Origin of the sequence: Colwellia sp. BRX9-1, assembly GCF_014077195.1 — a bacterium.
Lineage (GTDB): Bacteria > Pseudomonadota > Gammaproteobacteria > Enterobacterales > Alteromonadaceae > Colwellia_A.
Genome location: NZ_JACGVM010000013.1, coordinates 18,684 through 39,414, shown reverse-complemented (window position 1 = coordinate 39,414; position 20,731 = coordinate 18,684). Strand labels below are relative to the sequence as shown.

Here is a 20,731-nt window from a genome sequence, read left to right as displayed (position 1 = left end):
CGCCTTTATGATTGTTGGGTTGAAGAGCGTGGATCAAACGTTTGTACATCGGCTGACATAACATCTGCTGCACTTTTAATGGCGCTTTGAATACGGATATAGGCCATACAACGACATAAATTTCCGCTCATATGATCAACAATTTCTTGGTCACTTGGCGAAGTATTACTGGCTAGCAAAGTTGCGGCCTGCATAATTTGTCCAGATTGACAGTAGCCGCACTGAGGTACTTGTTCATCGATCCAGGTTTGCTGCAATGGATGATTGTTGTCTAAACCTTCAATCGTGGTGATATTTTTATTTGCGGCGGCTATTAATGGAAAAGAGCAGGTTCTGATCGCCGCACCATCGATATGTACAGTACAAGCACCACACATTCCAATACCACAGCCAAATTTTGTGCCTTTAAAGCCAAATTCATCACGGATAACCCATAATAAAGGCGTGTCTTCCTCTGCAGTAGAGGAAACATTTTTCCCATTTAACTTGAATGCAATCATAACTTTCTCTCCAAAACTGAGCTAAAAAATTATCAACTCATCTATTTATTAAGTACACCACTTATTAAAGTAGCTGATTTTTATTTCTGATTATCTCTGTATTAACAGATTGAATTATTTTCAACAGCGCAAACTTCTACCTTAAGATAAACTTTGAACAACTTATTGATAATTATATAATGATGCGTTTATTTATAGTTAACTTATGCCTAAAAAATCAAAAGTTTGAGCAATAATATTTATTACTACCTTCATAGGTTAGCACCTTAGGTTTATTTTTCCTCATTAAGGGAAAATATTAAACTAAGCTAAGCGTTCGCCATCAGAATTAGCGCTGTTTTCGACGGGACCGCTATCACCAAAAAGGTACAATAGTACAAAATTACTATTATTGTAGTCACTTAGTTTAAGAATGTCGCATACGATCGAACCCTATAACTGTACTATTGGGCTATTTCGGTACTATTGAGCTTTCGTGCGATGCTGCACAGTGATGTGGATCAATCCCACTTAACCCTTGGGATTATCGGTTGTATGAATGAGGCGGTTAAACGATTATCAATGGCGATGTGCATTAATGTTAAGCTAAGACGCTAACTTTTCAATAATGGTCAGCTGAGTGCTGATTAAAAACATGCATTAAGTGATGGGTGGCTTCTTTGCTGCTAACTGAACAAAATAGTATCGACCTAAGATCACCGTTAAAATACCACCAAGCACTAAAGCGGATGACTCAACCAAACGTAATGTAATCAGTTCATTGGCAAACACTATTCCGCCTGCAGCAGCAATAACAGGTACAAACAACTGCACAACAGCGGCTTGTGTAACAGAGAGTCCCCGCAGCGCTATATACCAAACAAAATAGCCTATGCCAGAAGCTATACCACCAGACAATACCGCAAGTAATATCCCCATTGGTGTTATATGAGCATCATTAAGTCCAAAAATTATCAGTATTAAAATAAAAGGAGATGTTCTCATAAAATTATAGGCGGTATCACTAAGTGGATTTTTAGATGTTCTGCCAGCAAGGGTATAAAGTCCCCAAGCAATACCTGAAACAGCCATAAGTATAAAGCCTTTAAATGATGGTGTTACTAGGCTCGGCACGATTAAATAAACAAAGCCAGAAAATGCAATAATGAGTCCTACCCATTCAGTAAAATGAAGTTTATTACCTGAAATTACACTCGCCATAATCATCGTTATTTGTACTGCGCCAAATAAAATCAGTGCGCCTGTTCCTGTATCTAATGAGATATAGCCAAATGAAAAAGCGATAGCATAAATAAAGAGCATACCTGCCGCCAACCAACTGCCTTTAGATTTAGGTTTTATTTCATTTGATTTACGTGTTAGTTGCAGCACAATAATTAATATAATAATGCCCGAAAGAAGCCGTATAATCGTAAAACTGCTTGCGTCAATGGCATTATCACCTAATGCTAACCTACATAGCACAGAGTTTGCCGCAAATGCTAAAAGGGCAAAAATAGTACTCGCAATAATTTTTATAAAATTGATGTTCAAAAAAAATCCCACTTAAAAACACTAGATTACTGACTTAGGTAATATCTTGGCTGCAATTAGCCAGTAAATCTCCCTTATACCATTGTGCACAAGGGAGCAGCCATTATAAAGTAACCGGATTATGTTTGTTTAGAAATTGAAGCACTTTTTCATGATATATAATTCGGTTGTCAAACTTATAAAAATTATGCCCTTCATTTTCAATTTCAAACCATTCGTACGACTTGTTATGCTTCTTTAATTGCTTAAGTAATACTTCTGCTTGCTCTAAAGGTGTTCTGTCATCCTTGGTGCCATGTACTAATAAAACGGGTGCTTTTAATAAATTAATCTTATGAATCGGTGAATGGGCTTTTTGGATGTTTTCTAGACCGACTCTTTTAATTAATACTTTCGCTACCTCAGGCTCTTCGTGATCAACCAATAATGGCAAGTCATAAACCCCTGATCGAGCAATAGTACACTTAAACAGATCAGGTTCAATAATGCTGCTTTGAATAGCACTATAACCGCCAAAACTTGCGCCCATGATGCAGAGACGGCTTTTATCTATGTATTTTTTGTCGACCAAATAATTGATGCCATCTAAAATGTCATACTGAATTTTATCTCCCCATTGGCCAAAACCTGCGGCTTCAAATTTCCAACCTAAACCTGTTGAACCACGATAGTTAACCTGAACCACTGCATAGCCTCTCGAAGCTAATAATTGAACTTCTGGATTAAATCCCCAATAATCTCGAGCATGTGGGCCACCGTGAACTAAAACAACAGCAGGTACTGCGGCAGTAGTCGTTTTTGTTGGTAAGGTTATATATCCTTGGATGGGGGTGTTATCTCTCGCGTTAAATTTAAACGAGTATTGCGGATGTAATTTTTTAGTATCAATACCCTTCTTGCTATGTGCAACGTAACTCAACTTATTTGTTTCACGGTCAAATAAATACCATAAGGTCGGTTGAATGTCGCTCGAAAGAGAGATTAAGGCTTTGGTCTCAAATGTCTTATCCCAGCTAACGTTAATGTGATAACCGGCAAATTGTCCTAAGAAGTCCGAAAGTTTTTCAGCCATAGGATGCTTTTTATCTAAAATTTTATATTGCGGGTACTCGTCAAAGTAAGAGACGGCAAAAGGTCTACCTTGATTATCTAAGTAAAGCCATTTGGTATCATAACCATCCACGGTATATAACGTCGATAATTGCTCAGTTTTTGGATTAAATAAACAAATAGAAATAGTATCGTTACCACAATAATCACTTACCACTAGTTGCTTTTGATCTTTATAAGTACTGATAATAGATAAGCTAGCGCTTGCATTTTTAGGTTTATAGTACAACCAAGACTCATCATCAAAATCATAACGCGCGATAGTAATATCATCATCTTCCGTGTTGCTGCTAAGCCATAACTCTTGGCTTTCATCGAAGTAATCTAGCTGAGTCGTTTGATGGTTTGCCTTGCTGTCTTCAATTTTTGCTAACGTTTCTATTTGACCCTCATATATATTTAACTTAAAAACCCACATACCTTTATCATTATATTGTGACGTTGAAATAATGATATGTTCGGGGTCATCCTTTAACATGCTGATTATTTCAGGATGCGCCAAATGTTTTTCGTAATCGTGGTCTTTAGTGCCTTTTTTTATTTTTCCTCGACGAACAAGTGAACGGACACCAAAAATAAAGTCACCTTCATCTTCATCTATATTGATGCTATAAATTTCACCATAGTAGCCCTTCCTCTCTTGATTTCTTTTTTTACTGGCAAGAAAAACCAGTAATCTTTCATTATTTGCCCATCGGTATTGACCGACACTGTCTTTATTGGCAAAGGAAATTTGATTAATCGCTTTCATCGTATCAACAGCAACGATGATAAGAACAGGCGTCCCTTTTTGATCTTGGATCAAAGCAAGATGTTTACCATCGGGGGATAAACTAACATCACGGTAATCGTCTTCCTCAAAGAGTGTATTAATATCGAGGTTTTTTACCGCTAGTTTGTTTTCTATATTGTTATTTTCCAACGCGATAGCCATGGAACAGTAACTGAAAAACATGAAAACTAAGGTCAGTATTTTTTTTGTTTGGGGATACACAGAACATCCTTTTATTATTATATTTCTGTTTATTATATCCTTGCGTTTTAATAAAGGGCAATATTTATTCGACAGTTTTACCATAGCCTTTATAGCTAACTTATTATAATAAAATGAGTTTTTATTAAGCATCCCTAACGCTTGCTTGGATAAAACGGTGAGGTAATAAATAGCAGAAAATTTTCTGGCTTTACCGACAAGCCAAGTAACAGTAACTCAAACGGTTAAAGCACAAAATTATTGCATGAACATGCCTCAATAAATGGCTTTTATTTAATTTTTCACCTACACTTTTGATGAACCAACTCAAATAATAATACGACTACTTTGTATTATTATTACTCTTCCATATTCCATTTAGTTGTTGGCGGTTGTCATGGATGAACAATCATATAAAGGAAGCCAACATGACTAAAAATCTAAAAGTAATATTATTTTATTTTGTACTATTAACCTTGTTCTTAATGTTAGGTTGGGTGTCAGTACCGGTAAGTGCAGAAGAAAAATCAGTAAAAAACATTGCTAATGTGTGGTTATTTGTACCAAAACCAGGACAAATAGCTAATTTTGAACAAGCGTTTATAGACCACATTGCCTATCGAAAATTAATGAAAGACCCACGAAGCTGGTCTGTTTATCAAGCTGATATGGGGGCAAATATGGATGCTTACATCGTTCGGTCTTGTTGCAATACTTGGTCAGAGCTTGATGATTACCGTCAGTGGAACATTCAAGCGAAAGCCTCTGAAAACTGGCGTAAAAATGTCAGCAAATATATTTCTCATTATGAACACCACCGCGCTGAAAATGATCTAAACAACAGTCATTGGCCAGCAGATGTTACTTATAAATATATCGGTGTTAATACCTATCAGCTGAAGTTAGGACACAGCGAAGCTTTAGAAAAAGATAAGAAAATAATCAGTGATGCGGCTAAAAAAGAAAATTGGCCATATAATTGGTTATGGTATGACAGAGTCAATGGCACACTTGAAATGAGTCTGGCTATTCCTTACATGACTTATGGAGCTATGGCGCCACCAGATATTAAGTTTAGTAAATTACTAGCTAAACATTTAGATAGCCCAAAAAAAGCTAAAAAAGTACTGCAAAGATGGTCATCACACTTTGATGAAATTTCTTATAACATTTACATATTACGTGAAGATTTATCGATGTAAGGTATTTGATGACTAGGCGCCGAATGAAAGTGCGTATAGAGCGAATAAAAAAGCGTCTTTGGTAACAACTAAAGACGCTTTTATTTTATAAAGACTATTTATTTCACTATATTAAAGCTCACTGTATTAGAGCTTAATAACGGCCATCTTATCCTGAGACATATCATGCATAGTGTAAGCTATGCCTCCGGTATTATATCCTGAACTTTTTCGCCCAGCGAAAGGCATCCAATCAACCCTAAAGGCAGTATGGTCGTTGACCATTACAGCTGTAGCGTCTAATTCCTGTATCGCCTTCATCGCAACATCAAGATTTTTGGTAAACACCGATGCCTGAAAAGCATAGTCTAGTGAATTAGCCTGAGCAATAGCCTGGTCAATGTCATCATAGCCATAAACACAAATGACTGGACCAAAAACTTCCATGTTAGAAACTTTTGCATCAACTGGCGGTTCAAGCAGTACTGTTGGCGCATAAGTAGTATCACCCAAGCGTTTACCGCCGGTAACAAGTGTTGCGCCACCAGTCACGGCTTCATTAACCCACTCTTCAACACGATCGACTTCTTTGGGACGAATTAATGGCCCACATTCGGTTGTTTCATCAATAGCGTTACCGACAACGAGCTTTTCAGCGCCATCAGCTAGCATTTTTGCAATGGCTTCAGCTTTATTTCGAGGCGCAAAAATACGTTGTACAGAAACACATACTTGCCCCGAATGATAAAAACCACCTTTGAGCAAACTCGGGATCATTGCTGCAATATCGGCACTTTCTTCGATAATAACCGGGGCAACGCCACCATGCTCTAATGCACAGCGTGTTCCTGGCGCTAATTTAGAACGTAACATCCAACCAATTTTGGCTGATCCAATAAAACTAAAAAAGGCGACGCGAGGGTCAGTGATCATTCTTTCAGACGTTGATGTCTCGCACGTAATAAAGCGACACCACTGAGGTGGTAATCCCGCTTCGTGCATAATATCAACGAACACCTGACAAGATAATGGTGTATCTCGAGCCGGTTTAACTAACACCGGACAACCTGCAGCTATCGCAGGAGCTACTTGATGAACAATTAAATTTAGTGGGTGATTAAAGGCTGAAACAGCAACCACAACTCCAATAGGCTCTTTACTGGTAAAAGCAATTCGCCCTGCTCCGGCTTCAGTTAAATCCATCGGTATTTGCTTACCCGTTAATGCCGATATTTCTTTTGCGCAAAGCTCTACACCATCGATAGCTCGGGTAACTTCTACACGAGCATCGACCAGCGGCTTTCCGCCTTCACTTGCGATGAGTAACGCTAATTCATCAGCTCGTTGTGAGATTAACACCGCCGCTTTTTTAAGAATACTTATCCGCTTAAAGGCAGGTAGCCATTGCTTACGATCTTTGAAGAGTTGCTGGGCAGTCTCTAAATATTCATCAATTTTATCCCACGTTACCGTTGGAACTGAACCTACATAAGTTTGGTCATAAGGGTTAACCACATCGAGTGTTTCAGCGGTACTATTTTTGTCTAAGTCGGCCATAATCTGCTCTTTATTAAGTTAAAAAATGCTTGCTGACAAGCGATATTAAGACAAAAGGTTTATATTAAACAAACCTTTGCTGCCAATTCATCAATCAATACCCTTTGATTCTCAGAGTAATCAACGGGTAGTTCAACAAGATGAACACCTCCCGCTGAGAATGCTTTTTCATAGGTAGCAATAATATCTTCAGCAGAGGTAACTCTGTGCCCGGTTGCCCCGTAACTTTCTGCGTATTTAACAAAATCAGGGTTATTAAATTCCAAGCCCCAATCTGCAAAGCCAGAGCTGGCTTGCTTCCAACGGATCATTCCATAAGAGTTATCATTTAACACGGTGATCACTAGGTTCAAGCCTAAACGAATTGCTGTTTCTAATTCTTGTGAATTCATCATAAAACCGCCATCCCCGCATATTGCCATCACACGTCGGTCAGGGTTTAACATTGCTGCCATCATACCTGATGGCAAACCAGCGCCCATTGTAGCGAGGGCATTATCGAGTAATACCGTATTAGGTTGATATGCTTTATAATTACGGGCAAACCAAAGTTTGTACATACCGTTATCTAAGGCGATGATATCTTTTTCACCCATGACTTTTCGAATGTCTGCAACAAAGCGCTGAGGAATAATAGGAAAGCGATTATCGTCAGCTCCTTCTTCAAGATGCTCATCTATGGCGAGTTTTACCTTATCAAAATAACTTCTATCAAACTTTACTTCTCCTGCTAACTTATCTTTTAAAGCAGTCACAGACGCCGCGAGATCACCAATAATTTCTGATTGAGGAAAATATACTTGATCAACTTTCGCAGATTTATAGTTAACATGAATAACTTTTTTACCCCCTTGCTCCATAAAAAACGGCGGTTTTTCAATAACATCATGTCCAATATTAATAATTAAATCTGCACGTTCAATCGCACAATGTAAATAATCACCCGATGATAACGCTGCAGTGCCTAAAAAGAGACTTGAGCGTTCATCAACAACTCCTTTTCCCATTTGAGTGCCAAAAAAGGGAATACGTGTTGTGTGAACAAGATCACACATTGCCTCTCGAACATTTTGACGATTCGCGCCCGCTCCAATAAGTATTAACGGCATTTTAGCGGCCTTTATTAACGTAACCGCTTCCTCGAGTGCCACCTCATTAGGACCTGCATAATGACGTTTATGGGGTGTCATAATCCCTGCCGTACAATCTTCAGCAGCAATATCTTCAGGCAACTCTAATAATACAGCACCCGGGCGCTCTTCTTCACTGAGACGGAAAGCTTCACGCACTAATGACGGAATCGTATTGCCATGGACAATTTGTTTAGACATTTTGCAAATGGGGTCAAACAAGCCAACTACATCAATAATTTGGAACTGGCCCTGCTTAGATTTTTTAATTGGCTTTTGTCCGGTGATCATAATTAAGGGCATACCACCTAAGTGAGCATAGGCCGCAGGTGTAGCTAAATTTGTTGCTCCTGGACCTAGTGTTGCCAAACAAACGCCCGCTTTATTAGTCAAGCGTCCATAAGTTGCCGCCATAAATCCTGCGCCTTGTTCATGGCGAGTTAACACTAATTTTATCGACGACTTGCGAAGGGACTCGAGCATATCGAGGTTTTCTTCGCCGGGAACAGCAAAGATATGATCGACCCCTTCGGCTTCTAATGCTTGCACAAATAAATCGGATGCTTTTATTTTGTCATTTTCGTTCATAGTTTTCCCTCATTAGTTTGTACACAATGCTTTATAAAACTTTACCCAACTACCCTACCATCAATGAGACTTAAAAGTACGGGCGCTATTTTAAAACGCCATAACCTCGATGAATATTAGGGTGATTGCTAAACTATTTTTATCGCCACTATTTTATCGATGACGATCGCCATAAATAAAACAGCGTTGGTAAAACCAGTAATGTTAAAATAACCGCGCTCAACATACCGCCAACCATAGGTGCGGCAATACGACTCATCACTTCAGAGCCCGTACCTGTGCCATATAAAATAGGGAGTAAACCAACAATAATAGCAGCAGCAGTCATCATAACAGGACGAACACGCATCCCAGCGCCATGTAAAACAGCCTGTAGTACATCTTCTTTTTTAGTGATGATACCTTCTAAGCGGTGTTCACTTAGCATCGATTGGTAAGCCTGATTGAGGTACACCAACATAATAACCCCAATCTCTACAGCAACACCGGCTAACGCAATAAAACCAACGCCAACAGCAACTGAGAAGTTAAAGCCTTCTAAGTACATTAACCAAATGCTTCCTACCATCGCAAAGGGTAAAGTTCCCATAATCATCGCCACTTCAATAACGTTCCTAAAATTCAGATAGAGTAAAATAATAATAATAAATAAAGTTAATGGCACCACATAAGTCAGCTTAGCTTTAGCACGTTGCATATATTCATATTGTCCAGCCCAAGTAATAGAGTAGCCAGCAGGCAAGATTAATTTATCAGCAATCACCTGTTGCGCCGCTTCAACGTAGGTTCCGACATCAACGCCATCAATATCAACAAAAGCCCAGCCATTGAGTCGGGCATTTTCAGATTTAATGCCCGGAGGTCCATTTTCTACAATGATATTGGCAACATCACCTAACGAAATACGTTGTCCGTTTGGCGTCACTATGGGCAGTGAAGATAATTGTTCAGGCGAATCACGATAATCTTGTGGATAGCGTAAATTAACGGGATATCGCTCTAAACCTTCTACCGTTTTAGTAACATTCATTCCACCAATAGCCGTTGCTACCACTTGTTGAATTTCTGCGATATTTAGGCCATAACGAGCAGCTTTTGCGCGCTGGATATCTATTTTAATATAACGGCCACCGGCAACTCGCTCTGAATAAACGGACGCTGTGCCGGGAACTTCGGCTAAAATGACTTCTATTTGCTGACCTATTTCTTGAATAACGTCCAGTTGTGGCCCCGCTATTTTTATGCCTACCGGTGTCTTAATACCGGTTGCCAACATATCAATACGCGTTTTAATAGGCATAACCCAAGCGTTGGTTACTCCGGGTAGTTTGACTAACGCATCAAGTTCTTTCTTTAAGCTCTCTGTGGTTACGCCCTCTCGCCATTGGTCATGAGGTTTTAACTGAATAAAAGTCTCTATCATAGTCAGTGGCGCAGGATCTGTTGCGGTTTCAGCTCGACCAACTTTACCAAACACGGTTTGTACTTCGGGGACGGTTTTAATCAATTTGTCGGTTTGTTGAAGAAGTTGACGAGCTTGACCAATAGAAATCCCTGGATAGGTTGTCGGCATATACATCAAGTCACCTTCATCAAGTGGTGGAATAAATTCGCTACCAATTTTATCCAATGGATATATGCCAATAGCCAACACAGCTAATGCCGCAACTAAAGTGATTTTTGGAAAATGTAAAACCTTCTTCAAGGCTGGCATATAAATAAAGGTCAGAAATCTATTAACCGGATTTTTATGCTCTGCTAACACTTTACCGCGAATAAAATAGCCCATAAGTACCGGAACTAAGGTAATAGCTAACGCCGCAGAAGCCGCCATAGCATAGGTTTTAGTAAAAGCGAGTGGAGCAAACATTCGTCCTTCTTGTGCTTCTAAAGTAAATACCGGCACAAAACTGACAGTAATAATTAATAAGCTAAAAAATAATGCCGGCCCAACTTCACTGGCTGATTCTGTGACGATTTGCCAGCGATTTTCTTTTGTTAAGGGTGTTTTTTCCATATGCTTATGCATATTCTCTATCATGACAATGGCGCCATCAATCATCGCACCAATAGCAATAGCAATACCGCCCAACGACATAATATTCGCGTTAAGCCCTTGCAAGTGCATAATGATAAAAGCGGTTAATATACCTACCGGTAAACTAATAATTGCCACTAAAGAAGAGCGAACATGAAACAAGAAGATAATACACACTAATGCGACTACCCCAAATTCTTCGAGCAACTTGTAGGCTAAATTATCTACTGCACGTTCAATTAAGGCAGAGCGGTCATATACAGGTACTATCTCAACGCCTTCGGGCAAACCTTTTTTGAGTTTTTCCAGTTTATCTTTAACACGATTAATGACTTGCTGTGCGTTTTCGCCAAAACGCATCACCACAATACCACCAACAACTTCACCTTCGCCGTTCAACTCAGCAACACCACGACGCATTTGCGGACCTGTGCCTATATCGGCAACATCTTTTAATAACAGCGGTGTTCCCTTCTCGTTAACCCCTAGCGGAATGTTTTCTAAATCACTGACACTTTTAATATAACCTGTTGTCCTGATCATATACTCGGCTTCTGCCATCTCAACAACTGATGCACCTATTTCCTGATTACCTTGTTTAATGGCCTGTTGTATATGAGAGAGAGGTATACCAAAAGCACGCAGTTTTTCTGGGTTAATTTGTACTTGATATTGTTTAACCATGCCACCAATAGCAGAAACTTCCGAAACGCCAGGCACGGTTTGTAACTCAAATTTTAAGAACCAATCTTGTAAACTCCGTAATTGGCTTAAATCATGTTGACCAGTTTTATCGGTTAGGGCATACAAATATACCCAGCCCACGCCTGTAGCATCGGGACCCAATTGAGGGCGAGCATCACTGGGTAAGTTTGGGGCAACTTGACTTAAATACTCAAGAACTCTTGAACGTGCCCAGTAAAGATCGGTATCTTCATCAAAAATAACGTAAACATAAGAGTCACCAAAAAATGAATAGCCTCTTACCGTAACTGCGCCGGGCACGGACAACATCGCTGTAGTAATGGGATAAGTAACTTGGTCTTCAACAACTTGTGGCGCTTGACCCGGATAACTTGTTTTTATGATGACTTGCACATCAGATAAATCTGGTAGTGCATCAATAGGCGTTTTGCTGACAGAATATAAACCAGCAGCCACCAGTAATAATGTAGCAAGTAAGACAAAAAATCGATTACCAACAGACCATCGAATAATAGCAGTGATCATCATTATTTCCTTTCGTCGTTAGTCATGTTATTTGTATCGACACCAGGTGCCGACATTGCCATAGCACTAACAATAATAAAATTACCCGCGCGAATTTCAAAGGTAAACATCACATAGGCATTGATTGAAAATAAGGTCATATCAACCTTTTCATCGACAATAAAATCGACTCTATCGGCTTCTCGATCCCATTTCACAATGGCTTCTCGGTCGATAGTCACCATTCGATGATTTACCATGGTCGAAATAACGGTACCATTGACTGTTGCAGAGGAAACACTCTCTTTGATAACGTGGTCATTGCTATCACTCATCGTCATCGCATTTGAGTCATTTGAGTCAGACGTTGTTTGTTCCAGCTGATAATGCATACGTTTAAAGTCAGAAGATTTACTCGATTCAGAATCCAATAAGAATTGTGCCGAGCTCACGACTTTATCGCCATCAGTAAGGCCGGTTAGTATTTCAACACTGTCACTGCCATAACGCCCAACAGAAACCTCAACTGACTTAAAACTGCCTTCTCCTAATGCCAAAACAACTCTGTCTTGATTACCCGTGCGAATTAACGCTTCTTTAGGAATAATGAGTGTTCGTTTATCACTTGTTGTATCTATGGCAATTTCTGCAAACATATTAGGCTTAAAGTCACCCGCTTCATTATTAAAACGTAAACGTACTTTCACAGTACGTGTTTTAGCATCAAGTATTGGGTAAATATAGTCCACTTGTCCCTGCCATTTTTGACCCGGTAAATAATCAAGTGTCATGGTAACGGGTAACGCGGTTTTAACTAAACTTGCTTGCCTTTCAAACACCTCAGCCTCAACCCAGACTTCTGATAAATTAGCTACCGACATTAATGTTGTACCTGGCTTTACAAAAAAACCTTCACGGATATTTAGACTTTCAACAACACCGGTTTGTGGTGAATAAAAAGTTATTTTTTGTTGTACTTTTCGCGTTTTCTTTAGTTCTTTAATCGCTAGTTTAGGTAACTGTAGTGCTGATAATCTATTTTCTGCCGCATTAATTAATCGATTATTTTTTCTCTCTAATGCCAGCAATAGCTCTTCTTGGGCATTAACTAACTCAGGAGAATAAATATCATATAATGGCTGATTTTTTTTAACTGGATCTCCAACAGCTTTCACATAGAGCTTCTCAATCCACCCTTGTACACGAGGGTGAATATGAACAAGCTTATCTTCGTTATAAGTAACATAACCAACGGTATTAATTTGGCTATTGAGCTTTTTATATTGAACATTTACCGTGCGTACGCCTAAATTATTAACAACATCAGGTGAAATACGAATGGTGCCGGGACCTTCATCGGGTCCTTTGCCACCGTCATCGTAAACGGGTACTAAATCCATGCCCATCGGTGATTTACCCGGTTTATCTTTGATATAATTGGCATCCATTGGTGCGACCCAATAAAGTGGCACTTTCTCTTTAGACGTAACATCCGATACTGAGTTACTGCCCGAAGTGATAAGTTTAGTGAGAGCAACAGTCAGCATCCCACCAATAATAATGCCAAGAACTAATGGTTTAGCGTATTTTGTTGAGGTAGATGTGCTCATTGTTTTTCTCCCGAAATAATCGTATTTCGTCTACTTTTGTCTAAAGCCAGTTTGCTATTTTTGTTTTGTATAGCGACCGAATTGGCACCGCCAATAAAAAGATAATTAAGCTCAAGCCTTATCTTCTGCTCTTCTACATTAAGTGTTAGCTCGTCGATTTCAGCGTTTAGCACGGCAATACGTGAGCGAACAACTTCTGAAAAGTCGCCATCATCATTGGTATAAGCAGTCAAAGAGGCTTCTGCTTGGTCATGTATTTGTGGTAATAGTTTATTTTTATATAAATTTTGTCTGTCATTTAAGCGCAATAGTCTTCCTTTGGCGCTCGAGTAAGCACCTAGCAGTTGTCTTAGTAACAGTAACTTTTCGGTTTTCACTGCTTCTGCTTGAGATATCGCCGATTGAACTTCTTTGTCTTGTCGGTTTTCAGTAAAAAGGGGGATGTCAAAAGTTACGCCTATAGAGAATAAATCGGCGCGACTTCCTCCCATAGCATCATCGCCACGATAGCCATAACTTGCATTTACACCCCATTCAGTTTTATATTTTTGCTGCGCCAAATTTATCCCTGTTTTGGTCGCAGTCACCTTCTTATCGACAGCAATAACCGCCGGGTGATTTGAAAAATATGGCAGCAACTCTCCTGGTGTAAGCCAATTTTCTTTCAAAACTAAGTGACTATTCATTAACTCTATTTGCGGTAATTGATGACTGACTACAATATCATGTGAAGAAAAGTCAGTTAGTAATGACGCTTCATCTATTGTACTACCCGTCTTATAAAATGTGTTTAGCCAGGGTAAAAGCATGCCTTCATAGTGATTTTTCTGCTGTGCTAATTTATCTAACCTGTCTTCTAAATAGGTTAATTCTAATTGCGCACGAACAATATCTTGTTGACGGGTTTTACCTAAAGCCGATGAATAGCTTGCAGTTGCTACATCAGCTAACTGTTCAAATAACGATCTGTTTTTTTCAATTAAGACAATACTTTGCTGAACTCGATAGGTGTCCAACCATAAACTTCCTACGGTAACCGCAACCTTTGATTCTCTGTCTTTACGTTGATAGGGAAACGCTTCACTTTCAATTTTTAGTTGTTGGCTTTTAATCGCTAAACTGTCGCCACGTGGAAACATTTGTGAAATAGCTACTTTAATTTGCGTCATACCTTCTTGACCAAAGTCAAAACCGTTAGTCGGTAAATTTGCCAAGCCAATTGACATTTTAGGATCAGGTAAGGTACTAGCAGCTGAGCTCATCGATTCAAGAGCGTTTTGTTGATGAACATTCCCCGTTAACCAAGGATCATTTTTTTGAGCGACCTTAACTGCCTTTATAAAAGACAATGGTGGCGGGCTCTTAACCATTTTAACATCAGAGGCGCTGGCAGAAATGACAATCAAAGCAAGCAGCCCTGCACTGTATTTTAAGTAAAACTTACTATTGATGTTGTGATTATTCATCAGCATATTCCTTAATGGAACACCGTTTGTCAGAACCCATGTTAACGGTCGCGTCACAGTAGCAAGTGCAGGCACTTTATTATCTGAGCCAACAACAAAGTCTGCCATTAATTTTGGTGTGAATTTTTTTGAAAACATAACCCCTCCAAGAGGGATATCAATTAATATTTTTGATTAATTAGGTTTTTTATCAGTGATAAGTTGTTATAACAACGCAATATCAAAAGAGCCTAATACAAGAGTAATGATATAAATGGTCCAAAATTTGGAGGCATTTATCCTGTATTTAGCTTAATATTGGTGGGCGGTACAAAGATGCTGGTTGTTGGCTTAAAGCCAAACTAGAAGAAGAAAAGATCTTAGCTGAAAAATTAGCGACAGGTCCGTTACCTGCAACACCTTTGATAAATGCGATAACCATAGAGCAACCGCCAGCAGAGCATTTACATGAAGACGTACAACAATCTTCTTTTGTATTTTCTGACTGCTCAGTTGAGTCACTAGCCATAATGTGGTCGCTGTGATCCATCATAGACATATCTTGTGGCTGCGCATTCATTACCTTCATACCTATCATTTGATAAGCCATACTAGTAGACGCCATTGCCTGACCAACAAAGGCCAAACATACGAACAATACTATTAATGTTTTAGGGAAAAGAAATCTCAAAGTAGCCAACAAAATATTATGATGATAATAAATGATTACATAACTGTTTTTTTTATTCAATAAAAAATATTAATCACTACTTTTCATCGGTGTTGATTACGGTGATTATTTTAAGTAACTTTTAAGAATAGAAATAACATCTTCTACTTCTACTAATCGTTGCTCTTTTGTCATATCCTCCGCACCTAAATGCTCTCGTAAATGAGCTTCTAGCACTTCTTTCATCAAACCATTAACCGCACCTTTTATTGCAGCAACCTGTTGCAAAACAGCCATGCAATCGGGCTCTCCTTCTAAAGCAGTCTCTAGAGCAATTGATTGGCCTTTTATTCGTCTAACACGACTAAGCAGCTTTTTATTTCCGGCGGCAGTATGTGACATAAATTTCCTTTACTTGAATTGTAGTATACTAGGGTATAGTATATTTCAAAAAATATATTGATGCTATGACTAACTGCATTAAGCAACCGATGGAGATATTTAATGAAAAAAGATAGTGGTATTCAGTGGGAACACTCGCACGATTTTGGTATTGACAGTAAGCTTCATGAAAATAAAGTAAAAATTGTTTTTTGGCTAACAACCATCATTATGGTACTTGAGATTGCTGCTGGTACATGGTCTGGTTCTATGGCTCTGCTTGCTGATGGTTGGCATATGGGCACTCATTCTGCCGCTTTTCTTATTGCTATTTTTGCTTACTCTTATGCTAAAAAGCATGCCAGTAATAAAGACTTTAGTTTTGGAACAGGCAAAGTAAACTCTTTAGGTGGTTTTGCCAGTGCAATTGCATTAGCGATTGTCGCATTGATGATGATAATTGAATCTGCTCAGCGATTGTCAGCCCCGCTATCAATTCATTTTAACGAAGCAATCGTTGTTGCAATTATAGGGTTAGTGGTGAATGTTGCCTCTGTTTTCATCTTACATGATGATCACCATCACCATGACCACAACCACGAGCACCAGCACCAGCACCAGCACGACCATACGATGAAAGCCGCCTACTTTCATGTACTGGCCGACACCCTCACCTCTTTATTAGCGATTGTTGCCTTATTGGTGGGTAAATATATTGGTTTATTATGGATGGATCCACTCATGGGGATTGTCGGTGCCATCGTTATCTTGCGTTGGTCTTATGGATTAATTAAAGAATCAAGTGAAGTACTGCTTGATAAATCGATAAAGAAATCAACCATGGATGAAATATCAGCGGTATTAAGTGAAAAAAATAGCGTGATCAACGATATTCATGTTTGGAAAATAGCAAGCGCACACCAAGCAGCAATTCTTAAAGTAACCTCTGCCGAGCCTTTAGATTCAAACGAATATGAACGTATTTTAAAAGGATTTTTACCACAGTTATCACACATATCTATTGAAATACGCCATGATCAAAGTGAATGCATGACCTAACTTGAAGCGATAAACATCGGTAATTTTATGACTTGATGATGTAATAGCGGTTAAAGTTGAAATTTACTTTTACGATGTTTCTCATCCTTAAAATTAAAATGCAGCCACATTAGCAGCCCCAAAAGGGTTGCTAATGTGAGATAAGCTTTATAACCATTGCCCATAGCATTGACAGCATATGGTTAATATCTAGCTATTAATTGATTATTAAATTTTAGCGCTAACCGCTAATGTTAATTCATTCAACAGTGCTTGCTCGTTAACAACATGAATTAAAGGAACTAGGGTATTGAATGACGTTGGTAAACATTTTACCGTGCAAGTTTGCAGCTCGGCATTGTACAAAATATAATCCCAGTAGAACTGATGAGTCACTGCAATATGCTCGATGCCATCATCATTTTCTGTGTTAGACAACCGCTCTTCTTTTGTTTGGCTCGCTTTACTCAGTAATGCTTTTATTGAAGGTCGTTTTTCAACTTGCTCTTCATTTAAAAGCAGCGTTAGCAAACTAACATTACGTTTAGTGTTTAAGACATTAAACCTTTCGGTTTTTTTAAACCAAACGAGTGCTTTTTCAAGATCTTGCTCCATGTGTAAACCATACATCATATTATAAGCAAGTTGATACATTGCACCAGGCTCACCATCTCTGGCTGCTCGGATCAGTAACTTATTGGCTAAAGGTATATTTATTTCACGCCCATGACCTCTATAATTCATGATTGCCATCGCTAAGTTTGCCAAAGACGAACCTTCTCTAGCATATGTCTTAAAAAAGTTATATTCCATTTTGCAATCGCGCTCACAATAACTATAGTTTATTGCTGATTCCGCATTGGCATTAAATAAAAAACAACCAATTAAAAATCCCGCTAATAGTTTGATACTTTTCATATTATTCCTTCATATAAAGTAAAAAAAGTTTTATAGAACCAGACTTAACTCATGGTTAAAATCTGAATAAATTTAATATACCAATATAACAATATAACAATATAACAATGGTATTTATAAATTAATTTAATTAACGACTTTTGCGTAGTAGCCATAAATAATTTAAGTGTCTGCTAGAAAATATTTTAAGCAACTATCGAGTTCTATATGGGCCTTAGTTGCCACAATTATTTTGATACCTGTAATTGCTCGCCCGGCGGTAAAAAGGTACTTATTGCACCTAAACAATTAGCGTCTTTAAATTGGCAAGATAAAACGGTAACCTGTAGTCTTAATGTAGAGCAAATAAACTTATTCGCACAGTATCAGAGAGAAAAATTGAATGATGCTAATTACCTAAAGCGGTTAAGGCAAAACTAATATTTGAGAAATAACCCTATTCAATAGACTCTTTTCGACCTTTCCCTATGATTAATGTGCGTGATACTTAAAAGGCTAACTAAATGCAACAAAAAGACGATAAAACAACAGTTAATAAAAAGCATATAACTGCCTGTTTATACGGTAATGAAACAGCTAAATCATTAGCCAACTTCACCATTAGCGATTTAAAAATGCCACGCGCTTTCCTTTGGGCATTAGGCACAATCAAGAGCGCATCTGCACAAGCGAACCAAGAACTGGGTCTACTTGATGCAGATAAATCTGTAGCAATTCAATTGGCTGCCAAAGAAGTTGCGGATGGTTTCCACGATAATCAGTTTCCCGTAGATGTCTTCCAGACAGGGTCGGGAACCAGCACGAATATGAACGCAAATGAAGTGATTGCCTCATTAGTTAAGTTAAAAAGTAATCAAACCATAAACGTTCACCCTAATGATCATGTAAATATGGGACAAAGTTCTAACGATGTGATCCCCTCTTGTATCCACTTAAGTGCAGCAAAACTTATCGCTGAACAGTTATTACCCTCGCTAGAACACTTACGTAACACCTTAGACAACAAAGCCGGTCAGCATCATGACACCATAAAAACGGGCCGTACTCATTTAATGGATGCAATGCCATTAAGTTTTGCTCAGGAAATAAGTGGTTGGAGTGCTCAAGTGAGTTATGCCTATGACCAGCTACAAAATAACTTACCAAGTTTATACAAGCTTGCCATTGGCGGCACAGCTGTAGGTACTGGAGTTAATACACACCCAGATTTTGCCACTATTGTCACTCGTACCTTAACCGAGAACACCGGTTTAACCTTCATGCCTGCCGATAATTATTTTCGGGCAATTAGTGCACAAGACACAGCGGTATGCATTAGCGGTATTCTTAAAACCACCGCGGTTAGTTTAAGTAAAATCAGCAATGATATTCGCTGGCTAAGCAGTGGACCATTAAATGGATTAAATGAAATTCGATTACCTGAACTACAAAAAGGTAGCAGTATTATGCCAGGGAAAGTCAACCCAGTGATCCCTGAAGCGGTTTTAATGGCTTGCACACAAGTCATCGGCAATGACACAACCATTACGTTGTCAGGACAATCTGGCAACTTCCAACTTAATACCATGCTACCTTTAATCGCTCATACGTTAGTGCAAAGTATTCAACTACTCAGCTCAAGCGCTAACGCACTTGCTGATAAAGTTATCAAAGATATAAGCGTGAATCATGACGAAATTAAGCAAAATTTAGCAAAAAATCCAATTTTAGTAACCGCGTTAACTGAATTGATCGGCTATGAAAAAAGTGCTGAGATTGCTAAAAAAGCATACCTAGAAAAAAGAACCGTAATAGATGTCGCTATCGAACTAACCAATATTAGTGAAGCAGAGCTTATGGCAAGATTAGATCCTAAACAGCTAATTGGTGGTGTTAATAAAACCCAATAACCGGTAGCTTTCCCAATAAAGAAAACTTTCCCCGTGATCTTTTTAGAGGTGATCACGGAGTTCTAACTCATCGATTAGTCGTTATTTAAGATGATATACCAAGCTTACTAACTCGTTAATCGTTCATTATTGAAATGGGTTAACTCAATGTTATTTTCAGTAAGAAAACTAAAAATCAAAGACAGTAAACATATTTCAATATCTGCCAATAATTAACCAGATAGTACTGTAGGCTAAATTTAATCGGAAAATATAATTTAATTAATTTTATAAATAATCGAGTTAGCTAATCAAGCTGGCTCAGCAGGCTTACTCAGTAAAGTGAAGGTATACACATAACCATAAATAGCGGTAATGATTATACTAGGTGTAACCGTTAACCATAAATTAGGCGTCTGGTTAATAAAGTTAACACCAATGGCAATGCTAGATTGAATCGCTATAGGTAAAAGTGGTGCTAACAAAGTACCTGGTATAGCGTTATTACTTAAATACTTAGCCGAGCGGTCTAAGGCATTTCTGAAGGTTCTAAAAATGGCGATGTTTTGTTTTGTTTTAGAAAACACTGTACAGATGATAGGCACAACAAATATTAATGAAAGATAACTTTGCCCAAATTTCGACACTGATTTTTCTAATATAAAAGTAAATAAAATAGTAATCGTGCCGCTTAATGTTCCTTGCACAACTGCCGATCTTAACACTAGTGATTGATCTTCACTGACTAAACCATTCGCCCAATATGACCAAGCAAAATAAAAACAAAATGAGATCCCCGCCGAAAGAATCAGTCTTACTCTAGATGACATATAAAGTTGCCTTACCTGCGCTTTAGTTAATTTTCCATACTACCGCTATAATGATGCCCTCGCGATAAATATTTATTTTCAACGACGTTGTTGCTTGATATTTTATTAACATTTGACCTGACAAAATTTAAAAGCTTCACGGCCATATCGGC

15 protein-coding genes are annotated in these 20,731 nt (G+C 38.5%); 3 read left to right on the top strand and 12 right to left on the bottom strand.

Translation table 11 applies throughout. The features are described 5' to 3' along the window. Positions 1 to 5: 5 nt before the first annotated feature. From H4J76_RS12790 to H4J76_RS20185, 3 genes are all read right to left on the bottom strand, one after another. Positions 6 to 500 carry a (2Fe-2S)-binding protein gene (locus H4J76_RS12790; protein WP_070376774.1) on the bottom strand — a complete coding sequence of 165 codons (495 nt, stop codon included), beginning with the start codon at positions 498 to 500 and terminating at the stop codon, positions 6 to 8. Positions 501 to 1,139: 639 nt separating this feature from the next. Then, positions 1,140 to 2,033 (bottom strand): DMT family transporter, encoded by an 894-nt coding sequence (locus H4J76_RS12785; protein ID WP_182215928.1) that lies wholly within the window; start codon positions 2,031 to 2,033, stop codon positions 1,140 to 1,142. Positions 2,034 to 2,136: 103 nt separating this feature from the next. Next, positions 2,137 to 4,137, bottom strand: coding sequence for a prolyl oligopeptidase family serine peptidase (locus H4J76_RS20185; RefSeq protein WP_182230772.1), 2,001 nt, complete (start codon positions 4,135 to 4,137; stop codon positions 2,137 to 2,139). Positions 4,138 to 4,544: 407 nt separating this feature from the next. Between H4J76_RS20185 and H4J76_RS12775 the strand changes: the two genes are divergently transcribed. After that, positions 4,545 to 5,318 (top strand): hypothetical protein, encoded by a 774-nt coding sequence (locus H4J76_RS12775; RefSeq protein WP_070376772.1) that lies wholly within the window; start codon positions 4,545 to 4,547, stop codon positions 5,316 to 5,318. A gap of 126 nt (positions 5,319 to 5,444) precedes the next feature. On the opposite strand, the gene H4J76_RS12770 is transcribed toward H4J76_RS12775, so the two are convergent. The 7 genes from H4J76_RS12770 to H4J76_RS12740 form a co-directional block, all read right to left on the bottom strand. Beyond that, a complete protein-coding gene (locus tag H4J76_RS12770) occupies positions 5,445 to 6,854 on the bottom strand; it encodes an aldehyde dehydrogenase family protein (protein WP_182230771.1) in 1,410 nt (469 codons plus the stop codon). Between the two features lie 59 nt (positions 6,855 to 6,913). Beyond that, positions 6,914 to 8,554 (bottom strand): acetolactate synthase large subunit, encoded by a 1,641-nt coding sequence (locus H4J76_RS12765; protein ID WP_404842535.1) that lies wholly within the window; start codon positions 8,552 to 8,554, stop codon positions 6,914 to 6,916. A 166-nt stretch (positions 8,555 to 8,720) separates the two neighbouring features. Beyond that, positions 8,721 to 11,840 carry an efflux RND transporter permease subunit gene (locus H4J76_RS12760; RefSeq protein ID WP_182230789.1) on the bottom strand — a complete coding sequence of 1,040 codons (3,120 nt, stop codon included), beginning with the start codon at positions 11,838 to 11,840 and terminating at the stop codon, positions 8,721 to 8,723. Between the two features lie 2 nt (positions 11,841 to 11,842). Further along, a complete protein-coding gene (locus H4J76_RS12755) occupies positions 11,843 to 13,429 on the bottom strand; it encodes an efflux RND transporter periplasmic adaptor subunit (RefSeq protein WP_182230769.1) in 1,587 nt (528 codons plus the stop codon). After that, complete coding sequence (locus H4J76_RS12750; RefSeq protein ID WP_182230788.1) at positions 13,426 to 14,895, bottom strand: TolC family protein; 1,470 nt, start codon at positions 14,893 to 14,895, stop codon at positions 13,426 to 13,428. Before H4J76_RS12750 ends, H4J76_RS12755 begins: the two co-directional genes overlap by 4 nt. Before the next feature lie 286 nt (positions 14,896 to 15,181). Next, on the bottom strand, positions 15,182 to 15,532 hold the full coding sequence (locus H4J76_RS12745; protein WP_259366448.1) for a hypothetical protein: 351 nt from the start codon (positions 15,530 to 15,532) through the stop codon (positions 15,182 to 15,184). 138 nt (positions 15,533 to 15,670) lie between these two features. After that, the gene (locus H4J76_RS12740) at positions 15,671 to 15,946 is read right to left on the bottom strand and encodes a metal/formaldehyde-sensitive transcriptional repressor (protein ID WP_182230768.1); all 276 of its coding nucleotides are present in this window, start codon (positions 15,944 to 15,946) and stop codon (positions 15,671 to 15,673) included. A gap of 102 nt (positions 15,947 to 16,048) precedes the next feature. Between H4J76_RS12740 and dmeF the strand changes: the two genes are divergently transcribed. Then, on the top strand, positions 16,049 to 16,984 hold the full coding sequence (dmeF, locus tag H4J76_RS12735; RefSeq protein ID WP_182230767.1) for a CDF family Co(II)/Ni(II) efflux transporter DmeF: 936 nt from the start codon (positions 16,049 to 16,051) through the stop codon (positions 16,982 to 16,984). A gap of 207 nt (positions 16,985 to 17,191) precedes the next feature. Here dmeF and H4J76_RS12730 read toward each other — a convergent pair whose 3' ends face one another. Continuing rightward, positions 17,192 to 17,881: a tetratricopeptide repeat protein gene (locus H4J76_RS12730; protein ID WP_182215909.1), complete on the bottom strand. Its 690-nt coding sequence runs from the start codon at positions 17,879 to 17,881 to the stop codon at positions 17,192 to 17,194. Positions 17,882 to 18,384: 503 nt separating this feature from the next. Here H4J76_RS12730 and H4J76_RS12725 point away from each other — a divergent pair. Beyond that, positions 18,385 to 19,770: a lyase family protein gene (locus tag H4J76_RS12725; protein WP_182230766.1), complete on the top strand. Its 1,386-nt coding sequence runs from the start codon at positions 18,385 to 18,387 to the stop codon at positions 19,768 to 19,770. Positions 19,771 to 20,060: 290 nt separating this feature from the next. Here the strand turns inward: H4J76_RS12725 and H4J76_RS12720 are convergent, their stop codons facing one another. Next, complete coding sequence (locus H4J76_RS12720) at positions 20,061 to 20,579, bottom strand: hypothetical protein (RefSeq protein ID WP_182230765.1); 519 nt, start codon at positions 20,577 to 20,579, stop codon at positions 20,061 to 20,063. Between the last annotated feature and the right edge of the window lie 152 nt (positions 20,580 to 20,731).

Excerpts from the sequence above, each read along its gene's own strand:
- H4J76_RS12790 (WP_070376774.1), bottom strand. The coding sequence starts at position 500 with ATGATTGCATTCAAGTTAAATGGGAAAAATGTTTCCTCTACTGCAGAG.
- H4J76_RS12775 (WP_070376772.1), top strand. The coding sequence starts at position 4,545 with ATGACTAAAAATCTAAAAGTAATATTATTTTATTTTGTACTATTAACC.
- H4J76_RS12770 (WP_182230771.1), bottom strand. The coding sequence starts at position 6,854 with ATGGCCGACTTAGACAAAAATAGTACCGCTGAAACACTCGATGTGGTT.
- H4J76_RS12760 (WP_182230789.1), bottom strand. The coding sequence starts at position 11,840 with ATGATCACTGCTATTATTCGATGGTCTGTTGGTAATCGATTTTTTGTC.
- H4J76_RS12755 (WP_182230769.1), bottom strand. The coding sequence starts at position 13,429 with ATGAGCACATCTACCTCAACAAAATACGCTAAACCATTAGTTCTTGGC.
- H4J76_RS12750 (WP_182230788.1), bottom strand. The coding sequence starts at position 14,895 with ATGAATAATCACAACATCAATAGTAAGTTTTACTTAAAATACAGTGCA.
- H4J76_RS12740 (WP_182230768.1), bottom strand. The coding sequence starts at position 15,946 with ATGTCACATACTGCCGCCGGAAATAAAAAGCTGCTTAGTCGTGTTAGA.
- dmeF (WP_182230767.1), top strand. The coding sequence starts at position 16,049 with ATGAAAAAAGATAGTGGTATTCAGTGGGAACACTCGCACGATTTTGGT.
- H4J76_RS12730 (WP_182215909.1), bottom strand. The coding sequence starts at position 17,881 with ATGAAAAGTATCAAACTATTAGCGGGATTTTTAATTGGTTGTTTTTTA.
- H4J76_RS12725 (WP_182230766.1), top strand. The coding sequence starts at position 18,385 with ATGCAACAAAAAGACGATAAAACAACAGTTAATAAAAAGCATATAACT.
- H4J76_RS12720 (WP_182230765.1), bottom strand. The coding sequence starts at position 20,579 with ATGTCATCTAGAGTAAGACTGATTCTTTCGGCGGGGATCTCATTTTGT.